This is a genomic window from Citricoccus sp. CH26A, from assembly GCF_000224415.1.
Classification (GTDB): Bacteria; Actinomycetota; Actinomycetes; order Actinomycetales; family Micrococcaceae; genus Citricoccus.
In genome coordinates this window covers 33,437-44,501 of record NZ_AFXQ01000023.1, presented here as the reverse complement: position 1 = coordinate 44,501, position 11,065 = coordinate 33,437, and the positions used below count along the sequence as shown (strand labels likewise).

Annotated in this window: 11 protein-coding genes; 7 read left to right on the top strand and 4 right to left on the bottom strand. The window is 71.9% G+C overall.

Annotated elements, in window-relative coordinates:
• Positions 1 to 119: 119 nt before the first annotated feature.
• Positions 120 to 518 (top strand): YidH family protein, encoded by a 399-nt coding sequence (locus CITRI_RS0112715; protein ID WP_010145236.1) that lies wholly within the window; start codon positions 120 to 122, stop codon positions 516 to 518.
• A gap of 19 nt (positions 519 to 537) precedes the next feature.
• Entirely contained in the window at positions 538 to 873 is a 336-nt protein-coding gene (locus CITRI_RS0112710) for a DUF202 domain-containing protein (protein WP_010145235.1), read from the top strand.
• A gap of 4 nt (positions 874 to 877) precedes the next feature.
• Here the strand turns inward: CITRI_RS0112710 and CITRI_RS0112705 are convergent, their stop codons facing one another.
• Positions 878 to 2,428, bottom strand: a complete 1,551-nt coding sequence (locus CITRI_RS0112705) for a sodium:solute symporter (protein WP_010145233.1) — start codon at positions 2,426 to 2,428, stop codon at positions 878 to 880.
• Between the two features lie 109 nt (positions 2,429 to 2,537).
• On the opposite strand from CITRI_RS0112705, the gene CITRI_RS0112700 reads away from it, so the two are divergent.
• The 3 genes from CITRI_RS0112700 to CITRI_RS0112690 all read left to right on the top strand — a co-directional run bounded on the left by CITRI_RS0112700 (position 2,538) and on the right by CITRI_RS0112690 (position 5,951).
• Positions 2,538 to 3,113, top strand: coding sequence for a helix-turn-helix domain-containing protein (locus CITRI_RS0112700; RefSeq protein ID WP_010145232.1), 576 nt, complete (start codon positions 2,538 to 2,540; stop codon positions 3,111 to 3,113).
• 82 nt (positions 3,114 to 3,195) lie between these two features.
• Complete coding sequence (speB, locus tag CITRI_RS0112695; RefSeq protein ID WP_010145231.1) at positions 3,196 to 4,197, top strand: agmatinase; 1,002 nt, start codon at positions 3,196 to 3,198, stop codon at positions 4,195 to 4,197.
• On the top strand, positions 4,194 to 5,951 hold the full coding sequence (locus CITRI_RS0112690) for a thiamine pyrophosphate-binding protein (protein WP_010145230.1): 1,758 nt from the start codon (positions 4,194 to 4,196) through the stop codon (positions 5,949 to 5,951). Before speB ends, CITRI_RS0112690 begins: the two co-directional genes overlap by 4 nt.
• A 78-nt stretch (positions 5,952 to 6,029) precedes the next feature.
• Here CITRI_RS0112690 and CITRI_RS0112685 read toward each other — a convergent pair whose 3' ends face one another.
• Together CITRI_RS0112685 and CITRI_RS17670 are read right to left on the bottom strand one after the other, a co-directional pair.
• A complete protein-coding gene (locus tag CITRI_RS0112685) occupies positions 6,030 to 6,464 on the bottom strand; it encodes a pyridoxamine 5'-phosphate oxidase family protein (RefSeq protein WP_010145229.1) in 435 nt (144 codons plus the stop codon).
• Positions 6,465 to 6,677: 213 nt separating this feature from the next.
• Positions 6,678 to 7,667, bottom strand: coding sequence for an inositol monophosphatase family protein (locus CITRI_RS17670; protein WP_010145228.1), 990 nt, complete (start codon positions 7,665 to 7,667; stop codon positions 6,678 to 6,680).
• 121 nt (positions 7,668 to 7,788) lie between these two features.
• Here CITRI_RS17670 and CITRI_RS0112675 point away from each other — a divergent pair, with 121 nt between their 5' ends.
• Both CITRI_RS0112675 and CITRI_RS0112670 read left to right on the top strand, forming a co-directional pair.
• Positions 7,789 to 8,973, top strand: a complete 1,185-nt coding sequence (locus tag CITRI_RS0112675; protein ID WP_083843440.1) for an App1 family protein — start codon at positions 7,789 to 7,791, stop codon at positions 8,971 to 8,973.
• Entirely contained in the window at positions 8,963 to 9,466 is a 504-nt protein-coding gene (locus tag CITRI_RS0112670; protein ID WP_010145226.1) for a thioesterase family protein, read from the top strand. The genes CITRI_RS0112675 and CITRI_RS0112670 overlap by 11 nt, the downstream gene beginning before the upstream one ends.
• 108 nt (positions 9,467 to 9,574) lie before the next feature.
• Here the strand turns inward: CITRI_RS0112670 and gdhA are convergent, their stop codons facing one another.
• Entirely contained in the window at positions 9,575 to 10,915 is a 1,341-nt protein-coding gene (gene gdhA / locus CITRI_RS0112665; protein ID WP_010145225.1) for an NADP-specific glutamate dehydrogenase, read from the bottom strand.
• Positions 10,916 to 11,065: the final 150 nt, after the last annotated feature.

The following is an 11,065-nucleotide window of genomic DNA, read 5'->3' as shown; positions in this document are numbered from 1 at the left end:
ACCGTCCGGGCTGCGGCGGGATGCGGGGAAGGAGGATGCGTCAGGCATCGAGAGGGCGGCTCCGTCTCGGGAAGGCAACAGTCCGGTCGTCCGGACCACCCTCATTCTACGATGGGCCTATGACATCACCCGAGGACGCCGTCACCCCGTCACGAGGGCGCCTGGCCTCCCGGTTGCTGGCCGGGGGCAGGGAGCCCGACCCGCGGTTCACGCTGGCCAACGAGCGCACGTTCCTGGCCTGGATCCGCACCTCCCTGGCCCTGCTGGCCGGAGGGATCGCCGTCGAGGCCTTCACGGGGTCCGTGTTCGACCCGCTCACCCGAAAGGTGGCCGGGTCCGGGCTGCTGCTCATCGCGGCCCTGCTCGCCACCACGGCAGGATTCCGTTGGATGCGCGTGGAGCGGGCCATGCGCCAGGGACGTCCGCTGCCGTTGCCGCTGCTGGTGCCGGTCCTGGCCACCGGCGGGGCCGTCGTGGCGGTGGTGCTGTTCGTGTTCATCCTGATGCGGCCGGCCTGAGGCCGGCGGGACCACCGAGGTGACACTCTTCAGCGCCACCGCCCTGCACCAGGACCCGGGGCTGCAGCCGGAGCGGACCGTGATGAGCTGGGACCGCTCCCTGTTGGCGCTCATCGTCACGGCGGCGATGTTCCTGCGCTGGTACGGGGCCGTCGGCCCGTTGGCCCTGGCACCTGCCGTGCTGAGCGCGGTGGCCGCGCTCGTCATCCACTGGACCCAGCGGCACCGCTACGGGACACAGTCCGCCGGGATCGCCCGGGAACGGGTGCGGGCCGATGCCTGGGCCGTGCTGTGGCTCATGGCGCTCGTGACGGCCCTGGCCGTGCTGGGCATCGGGGCGATCTGGTGGGCCTGAGCGGTCAGGAGACGGTCACCCCCGGACGGAGCTCCTCGGTGGCGCCCTCGGTCCGGCGACGGCGCCAGGCCTCCAGCACCGAGGGGTGCGTCGGGCGGGTCAGCAGGCTGACGACGACGTAGACCAGGGCCGAGGACGCGAGCCCGACGTAGATCGGCTCGTTGGCGTAGACCCCGCCGAACGCCTCGGTGGCCTGGACCTCGAGGACGATCATGGTCGTCAGCGTGCCGACCGTGCCGGCGGCCATCGACCAGGCGGCCCCCGGTCCGGTCCCACGGGACCAGACCAGCCCGCCGAGGATGGCGACCAGCAGGCCGCCGACCAGGATGTCGTAGGCGATCGTCAGGGCCGCCACGACGTCCGGGACCAGGATGGCCAGCACCAGGACGAACAGGCCCAGCCCCAGGACCCACCAGCGGTTGGAGTTCACGTCCTCCTCGAAGTGCCGGGACTGCTCGGCCTCCTGCTCGGCCTCCCGGACGGCCTGCGCGGCGTCCAGTCGTTCCGGCCGCCGGCCGGCCGCGAGGTCGCGGACCAGGGGCACGACGTCGGCCCGGGCCACGGTGGCGGCGGCGATCAGGGCCCCGGAGGCGGTGGACATCATGGCGGCCACGGCGGCGGCGAGCGCGAGCCCGCCGATGCCGATGGGCAGGACGCCCAGGGCGACCGTGGCGAAGACGTCGTCCCGGACCTCGACCTGCGGCATCAGCACCGCGGCGGCCATGCCGATCACGGCCCCGGCCACGCCGTACAGGATGCAGTAGACGCCGGCCGTCGTGCCGCCCCAGCGGGCGACCTGGGGGGATCTCGCCGTGAAGACCCGCTGCCAGATGTCCTGGCCGATCAGCAGGCCGAGGGTGTAGATGACGAAGTAGGTGATGATCGACTGCAGGCCCATGCCGCCGAGGTCGAAGAACTCGGCGTCCAGCCGGGCGGTGAGCCCGCTCCAGCCGCCGGCGTTGGCGAGGGAGATGGGCAGCATCAGGGCGAACATCCCGACGGTCATGATGATGAACTGCGCCATGTCCGCCAGGGTGATGGACCACATCCCGCCGATCACGGCGTAGGCCAGGACGATCCCGCCGCCCACCAGGATGGACAGCCAGCGGTCCCAGCCGAACAGCACCACGAAGATCGAGGCGTAGGCGCCCGTGGAGGTGGCCGCCAGCATCAGGGTGTAGGCGAGCATGACGATCGAGGAGGCGCGCGTGGCCTCCGAGCCGTAGCGCAGGGTGAGCATCTGGGAGACCGTGTAGATCCGGAGCCGTTGCAGGGACGGGGCGAACAGCAGGCTCAGCAGCAGCACGCCGACGCCGATGGCCGTCACGAGCCACAGGCCCGAGATGCCGAACTCGTAGCCGAGCCCCACGCCGCCGACGGTCGAGGCCCCGCCCAGGACGACGGCGCTCATGGTGCCGGTGTAGAGCATGGGGCCCAGCCGGCGGCCGGCCACCAGGTAGTCCGAGGTGCCGCGGGTGCGTCGCCGACCCCACCAGCCGAACAGCAGCATGCTGGCGAGGTAGGCCGAGATGATGACGATGTTCAGGGTCTGCATGGGGTTCCTCGCGGCTCAGGAGTGTTGCGGGTCACACGTGTGGGGACTACGGTAAACACATGTTGCTCCACAGACAACCTCGGGGCCGTACCCGGCGCAGGAGACGGCCGTGAAGTCCCTGCCGATCCAGCCCACGGTCCCGGACCGTGCGATCGGCGGACGCCTGCGCGCGCTGCGGCAGGAGCGGCGGCTGACCATGGACCAGGTGGCCGAGTTCTCCGGACTGACCAAGGGCTTCCTCTCCCGCGTGGAGCGGGACCTCACCAGTCCGTCCGTCGCGAGCCTCGTGGCCATCTGCCAGGTGCTCGGCGTCTCGGCGGGGGAGATCCTGGACGCCCCGCAGACCGCCGTGGTCCGGCTGGAGAACGCACCGAGGGTCAACCTGGGCGGGGACGGCATCTCGGAGCAATTGCTGACGCCTCCCGGTCGGCGCGGGCTGCAGTTGATCCGCGCCGTGATCGCCCCCGGGGGCCGGGGGGACGCCGAGCTCTACACGGTGGACTGCGACGTCGAGTCGCTGCACGTGATCAGCGGCAGCCTCGTGTTCATCACCACCGGCGGCGAGGTCCGGCTCGAGGCGGGGGACACCGCCTCCTTCTCCGGCTCCGAGCCGCACAGCTGGTCCAATCCCGGTGAGCGCGAGGCCGTCGTGCTCTGGGCGCTGGCGGGCCGCCGCCTGAGCTGACGACGCCACCCTCCGCACGCCCCGCCAACCGCTCCCCGCTGCCACCCACCGCATCCACCGCCACCCACCGAGAGGTCACACCATGCTGGAGATCCCCCGCGTCACCGAGAACGGCAACATCGGCCCGGTGAACTCTGCCCTCGTGCCCCGCTTCGGCGGGGCCGCCACGTTCGCCCTGCTGCCCACGGACCAGGAGGCCGCCGCTGCCGGCCGGACCGCGGCCGTCAAGGTCGTCGGCGTCCCCTTCGACTCGGGGGTGTCCTACCGCCCGGGGGCCCGCTTCGGCCCCGGGCACGTCAGGCAGTCCTCCCGGCTGCTGCGGCCCTACAACCCCGCCACGGACACCTCCCCCTTCGCCCAGGTCCAGGTGGTGGACGCCGGGGACATGGCGGTGAACCCGTTCAACATCCACGAGGCGATCGAGGCGATCCAGGCCGACGCACTGGCACTGACACAGGACGGCGCCTCGCTCCTGACGATCGGCGGTGACCACACCATCGCCCTGCCGCTGCTGCGGGCCGCCGCCGAACGCGCCGGGCGGCCGCTCGCCCTGCTCCACTTCGACGCCCACCTGGACACCTGGGACACCTACTTCGGCGCCGAGTACACGCACGGCACCCCGTTCCGCCGCGCCGTGGAGGAGGGGATCCTCGACACGGACGCCCTCAGCCATGTCGGTACCCGCGGACCGCTGTACGGCCGCAAGGACCTCGAGGACGACCGGCGCTTCGGCTTCGGGATCGTCACCAGCGCGGACGTGTTCCGCCTGGGGGTGGACGAGGTGGTGGCCCGGCTCCGCGAGCGCATCGGCGACCGGCCGCTGTACGTCTCGGTGGACATCGACGTCCTCGATCCCGCCCACGCGCCGGGCACCGGCACCCCGGAGGCCGGCGGGATGACGAGCCGGGAACTGCTGGAGATCCTGCGCGGACTGCGCGGACTCGACCTGGTGGGGGCCGACGTCGTGGAGGTGGCTCCGGCCTACGACCACGCCGAACTGACCGGGGTGGCGGCCGCGCACGTGGCCTACGACCTCGTCGGGCTGATGGCCGACCTGCGGGCCTCGCGCGAGGGCACGGCATGACGCCCGGTCCCGGAGCCGGGAGCGGGGCGCGGGACGGGACCGCTAGGCGCAACGGCGGGGACCTGGTCGTCGAGACCCTGCACGCCCTGGGCGCCCGCACCGTCTTCGGGATCCCGGGCCAGCACGCCCTGGGCCTGTTCGACGCGCTGTCCCGTTCGGAGCTGGAGTTCGTCTCCAACCGGGTGGAGAACAACGCCGCGTTCGCCGCCGACGGCTACTCGCGGGCCACCGGTGAGGTCGGCGTGCTGTTCCTGTCCACCGGGCCCGGCGCGCTGACCGCCCTGGCGGGGCTGCAGGAGGCGTACGCCACCGCGGTGCCGATGGTCGTCGTCGCCTCCCAGATCCCCGTCTCGGGGCTGGGTGCTCGCCGGAAGGGCATGCTGCACCAGCTCGACGACCAGAAGGCCTCGGCGCAGAACGTGACGAAGGCTCAGGTCACCGTGCACCACGCCTCGGGCATCCCCTCGGCCATCCAGGACGCCTGGGCCCAGGCGATCACCGTGCCGCAGGGTCCGGTGTGGGTGGAGGTGCCCCAGGACGTGCTGCTGGGGGAGGTCCTCGTCCCGCCGGTGCAGGACGCGCTCGCCATCCCCTATGACCACCCGCCGCGGGAGGAGCTGGTGGCGGAGTCGGTGCGCTGGCTGGCCTCCTCGGCCCGCACCGCGATCGTGGCCGGCGGGGGAGTGCGGCGGTCCGGGCCCGGGGCGCTGCACGAGCTGCGCCGCGTGGCCGAGCTGCTGGACGCCCCGGTGGTGTGCAGCCCCGGTGGCAATTCGGCCTTCCCCGTGGACCACCCGCTCTCCCTGGGCTCCTGGGTGGAGGACCGGTACGTGACCGAGGTGCTCGAGGACGCCGAGGTGCTGCTCGTGATCGGCTCGTCCCTCGGTGAGGTCACCTCCAACTACTTCACCCTGGAACCGCGCGGCCGGCTCATCCAGGTCGACGCCGAGCCGCGCGTGCTCGAATCGAACTTCCCCACGCTCGGCGTGCGGGCGGACGCCGGCCAGGCGCTCGCGGCCCTCGCGCAGGCACTGGAGCGGTCGGCGGCGACCGTCGGGGGCCAGGAGACCGGCGCGCCCGGCGGCTGGGCCCGGTCCGACTGGCACGGCCGCGGCGCCGCACAGGTGGTGGCCGAGGTCAACCGCCGCGTCCAGGAGCGACTGGACGGCCAGGACCTGCACCGGGAACGGCGGTTCATGGCGGATGTCCGCGCCGCGGTGCCCGAGGCCATGCAGACCTACTGGGACATGACCATCGCCGCCTATTGGGCCTGGAACGTGTGGGACGCCAGGTCCGGGCAGTTCCACTCGGCCCAGGGCGCCGGCGGGCTGGGATACGCCTTCCCCGCCGCGTTCGGCGGGGCGATGGGCCTGGCGCGGCAGGGCAGGCGGGGGGCCGACGCGCGGGTGCTCGCGGTGGCCGGTGATGGTTCCGCCATGTACTCGATCGCCGAGCTGGCCGCGGCCCGCCAGCACCGCGCGCCGGTGACCTGGCTGATCGTGGACGACGGCGGGTACGGGATCCTGCGCGCCTACATGGAGGACACCTTTGGTCAGGCGACCGCCACCGAGCTGGACCGTCCCGACTTCGTGGCCCTCGCCGGGTCCTTCGGCATCCCGGCCGAGCAGGTGGCGGTGGAGGAGGTGGGCCCCGCGCTGGAACGCGCCCTAGCCGCGGAGGGGCCGAACGTCGTCGTGGTCCAGACCCGGTTGCGGATGTGGGCGCCGAGCCACGTGGAGGACGCGACGGGCTGATCCGGGCCCCGGACGCACCTGACCCCCGGCTAGCGCGTCAGCTGCCGGGGGTCAGGTGTTTTGGTGTCCATCCGGCTGCTACTCGAAGCGCTCTGGATGCTCACCGAAGACGAAGTGCCGACCGGTGACCCGGTTGACGTTGACCTCTACGTAGAAATCCTTATACGTCGGGACCCAGGGGTCAATACTCAGGGACTCGGCAAATTCGATCTCGTCGTCCTTCTCGAGCACCCGGGCGTGGCCGCGGGCCAGCACCGACCAGGCCTCGTCCGAGAGGATGCCGTCCGCCTCGAAGATGACCTTGGGGTTGATGGTCAGCTCCGCCAGCTTGTTGCCGGGTGCCGTCCGGAAGTAGATCCGCTTGTCCCGGGCCACGAAATTCACCGGGACCAGGTCGAGTTCGTCGTTCACCCGCAACCCGAGCCGGCCGTGCCGGGTGTTCTCCAGGACCCTCCAGCACTGATCCTCGTCCAGCACCAGGATCGGCTCGTCGTCGGCATGTTCGAACATCATGGCCCGGTCTCCTTCTTCCCTCTCGGGGTCAGCGCCCGCCCGGTGTCGTCCGGAGGGACTCTCAGGTCCCTGTCAGCGAGCACTTTCATTATCGTGCGCGGGCGGTTCCACGGCTAGGGCCGCGGTCACTCTCCGACCGGCCGTGGGCCAGGTCGGTCGTCCCCGTCCTGTTCACGGTCATGGCACACCCTAGGCACGCCGGACCGTCCGGCATCAAGGGGTGGATGCCCGGTCGACCCGGTCGGCCCGGACGCCGGCCGTCCGGTGGCCGGCCGCCCGGCGGGCCGTGACGGTCTCCTCCAGGACGCGCACCGCGGTCGGGGCCGTCCGCCCGGGGGCGACCGCCACGTAACACGGTGCCAGGTGGGGTTCGCGCCGCTCCGGTCCGTCGGTGTCGTAGAAGCGGGCCAGGTAGTGGCCGCCCGCCCGGCGCACCAGGAGCTGGCCGACGCCCACGTCCCACGGATTGGTGTCCATCCCCATCGTCACGTCCGCCCAGCCGATGGCCGTGTAGGCCAGTTCCAGGGCGCCGGAGACGGTGCGCCGCACGGTGGCGTAGGCGTCCACGAGCCGGCCGAAGCGCTCCAGCGCCACCGGTCCGTCGACGTCCAGCGCCTCGGCGGAGGGATAGGACGTCACCAGGTTCAGGGCATGCTCGTCCGGGGCGGGGGCCCCGACCGGCGCGACCGCGTCCTGCCCGCCGGGGCCGGCCGCGGGGGCCCCGGAACCCCGGGACCCGAACCGCTGCCCGTTGAGGTAGGCGCCGTCGTCGTCCGCGGAGAACTCCAGCCCGTTCACGGGGTCCAGCACGACGCCGGCCACCACCACGCCGTCCACGGCGGCGGCGACGGAGATCGAGAACATGGCGAAGCCGTGGGCGAAGTTCGCCGTGCCGTCGATCGGGTCGATGATCCACTCCAGGGTGTGCGTCGCGGCCGCCGCACCGGCCTCGACCAGCGTGAGGGCGTGATCGTCCACCCCGTCCGGCCCGCGCGCGCCGCCCTCCTCCCCGACGAACCGGCTGCCCGGGACGGCTGCGCCGAGCAACCGCACCAGCTCGTTCTCGGTCGCCCCGTCGTGCACGGTGACCAGGTCGTGGGTGTTCCGCTTGGTGGAGAGGTCGAGGTCGGCGGGAGTGGAGCGGAAGGCCCGGACGAGCCGTGGTGCGCAGGCGGCGGCCGCCTCGACGGCGACGCGGCGCAACTCGCGGGGGCGGGGACTGAGGTGGGCATGGCGCCAGCCTAGCGGGGGGCCTCCCGAGGCCCCGGCGTCCCTGCCCGCACGTGGTGAACCGCACGTGCGCGGGTGAGGGATACTGGATCCTATGGCCGATCGGACTCCTGCATCCCCGCCTGCCCCGGACGCCGTGCCGTCCCCGCTGATCGAGGACCGGGAGACCCTGGTCACCGAGCACATAGCGACGCTGGTCCAGGACCGGTGGCACCGCTTCCGCTACGCCGGCGCCCTGCGGCGCGGGCACGAGCCGACCGTGCTGTCCTTCACCGGGTACGGCACCACCTCCTGGATCCGGGTGTTCTCCCGCGTGGTGATGGCGCCGGACGACGCCTTCGAGAACGGCCGCCGGTTGTCCAGGGTGGTCGAGGACGGCCTGCGCGGATGGCACAATTTCACCTCCCCGCCCGTGCCCTACGCCGAGGTCAAGGTGCTGGCGGGCGGGAAGTCCTTCACCGTGCGCGCCGACCGCGGTGGCGTGGTGGACGCCCTCGTGGAGGTCGAGATGGAACCGGGCTGGCAGACGGTCACCCTCACCTCGGACGGCAGCGAGCCGGCCACCTCGGACGTCTACATCGTCGAGGACGGCACGGTCACCGGCGTGGTCTCGGACATCGACGACACGGTGGTGGTCACCTACCTGCCCCGGCCGATGCTGGCGGCCTGGAACTCCTTCGTCCTGGACGAGCACGCCCGCACCGCCACTCCCGGGATGGCCGTCATGCTGCACCGCCTCCTGGAACAGCAGCCCACCTCCCCGGTCGTCTACCTCTCCACCGGCGCGTGGAACGTGGCCCAGACCCTGTCCCGCTTCCTGTCCCGCAACCTGTACCCCTCCGGCCCGTTGCTGCTGACCAGCTGGGGTCCCACGGAGGACCGCTGGTTCCGCTCCGGGCTGGAGCACAAGGTCACCCAGCTGGACCGGCTGGCCCGGGAGTTCCCGGAGGTCCGCTGGCTGCTCATCGGCGACGACGGCCAGCACGACCCGGAGATCTACGCGGACTTCGCCCGCCGCCACCCGGACAGGGTGAAGGCGATCGTGATCCGTCAGCTGACGCCGTCCCAGGCCCTGCTGGCCGGTGGTCGCGCCACGGACACCCGCGAGACCACTCCCGGGGTGCCGTGGTGCTACGGCCCGGACGGGGCGGCGCTGTCCCGTCAGCTGGAGGAACTGGGCATCCTCGAGACCGGGCGCGCCGCGCTGCTGACCTGGCCGCGCAACGCCCAGGACCCAGGCCTGGACGCCGACTCCCGGGAGCTGGACGATGCCCGCTGAGCCGGGCCACGGGATGACCGGCCGGATCGAGGACCGTCCCGACGGTGGCGGGCCCGCCGTGCGCGTGGACGTGCCCGTGCGCTGGGGGGACATGGACGCCTACGGCCACGTCAACAACGTGCAGGTGGCGGCGATCCTCGAGGAGGTGCGCATCCTGGCGTTCGGGGTGCCTGCCGGGACCGGGGCGCCGGGCGCAGGGGCGCCGGTGAACCTGCTGGACGGGATGCCGGACAGCGTGCAGGTGCTGATCTCGGAACACCGCATCCGCTATCGGCGTCCGCTGGAGTACCGCAACGTCCCGGTGCGCGCGTGGGTCTGGGTGGCCGCCGCGAAGGGGGCCTCGATCGAGATCGCCTACTCGCTGCGCGACGGGGTGGACGGCACCGAGTGCGTCACCGCGACCTCCACGATGGTCTTCGTGGACTCAGCCACCGGCCGTCCGGTCCGGCTGAGCGAGGACCAGAAGCACACTCTCACGCACCTGGCCCCGTAGGGCCCCGGGGCTGCTCACGAGAGCGGCGGCCGGGGACTCCCCGGGTCTCGCGGTCAGCCGCGAGTGTCCCGGGGAGCCCCGGCCGCCGGTGGTCCGACCGTGCGAGGGTCAGATCACGCCCTGGGCGAGCATCGCGTCGGCGACCTTGACGAAACCGGCGATGTTCGCACCGACCACGTAATTGCCCGGGGTGCCGTAGCGGTCGGCGGTCTCGAGGCAGCGGTCGTGCAGGTCGGTCATGATCTGCTCGAGCTTGTCGTGGGTGTACTCGAAGCTCCAGGTGTCCCGGCTGGCGTTCTGCTGCATCTCCAGGGCGGAGGTGGCCACGCCGCCGGCATTGGCCGCCTTGCCCGGGCCGAACAGCACCCCGGCATGGATCATGTGCTCGGTGGCCTTCTGGGTGCAGGGCATGTTGGCGCCCTCGGCCAGGGCGACCAGCCCGTTGTCGATCAGGGTGAGCGCCGACTTGTCGTCCAGCTCGTTCTGCGTGGCCGAGGGGATGGCCACGGTGCCGGGCACGTCCCAGACACAGCCGTCGGCCACGAAACGGGACCGGCCGCCGCGCTCTTCGGCGTACTCGGCGATCCGGCCACGCCGGACCTCCTTGACCTGGCGCAGCAGCTCCAGGTCGATCCCGTCCTCGTCCACCACGTATCCCGAGGAGTCGGAGGCGGTCAGCACGGTGGCCCCCAGCTGCTGGGACTTGGCGATGGCGTTCAGCGCCACGTTGCCCGAACCGGAGACCAGGACGGTCTGCCCGTCCATGGAGGCACCCCGGGTGCGCAGCATCTGGTCCGCGAACATCACGGCGCCGTAGCCGGTGGCCTCCGGACGGACCAGGGACCCTCCCCAGGACATGCCCTTGCCGGTGAGCACGCCGGACTCGAAGCGATTGGTGATGCGCTTGTACTGGCCGAACAGGTAACCGATCTCCCGGGTGCCCACGCCGATGTCACCGGCAGGGACGTCGGTGTACTCGCCGATGTGGCGGTACAGCTCGGTCATGAAGGACTGGCAGAAGCGCATGATCTCGGCGTCCGTGCGGCCGGCCGGGTTGAAGTCGGACCCACCCTTGCCGCCGCCGATCGGCATGCCGGTCAGGGCGTTCTTGAAGATCTGCTCGAAGCCCAGGAACTTGATGATGCCCAGGTAGACCGAGGGGTGGAACCGCAGTCCGCCCTTGTACGGCCCCAGCGCGGAGTTGAACTCCACGCGGAAGCCACGGTTGATCTGCACGTGCCCGTTGTCGTCCACCCACGGCACGCGGAAGATGATCTGGCGCTCCGGTTCGCACATGCGGCGCAGGATCCCGGACTCGACGTATTCGGGATGGCGGTTGACGACCGGCCCGAGTGCTTCGAACACCTCGGTGACGGCCTGGTGGAACTCGCTTTCGCCGGGGTTGCGGCGGAAGACCTCGTCCCGCAGTTTCTCCAGACCAGGCTCCATGTCCGTCCTCGCTTTCCTCAGTGGCGTCCCCTCACCAGGAGGGCATCCCCAGGTAGGGACAGGCCGGGACTACTGTACCGGCCGGTTGGGCGGGGCCGGAAAGCATGACGATGCCGTCCCGGCGGGCGGCCCCATCGTGCGCCCGGCCCC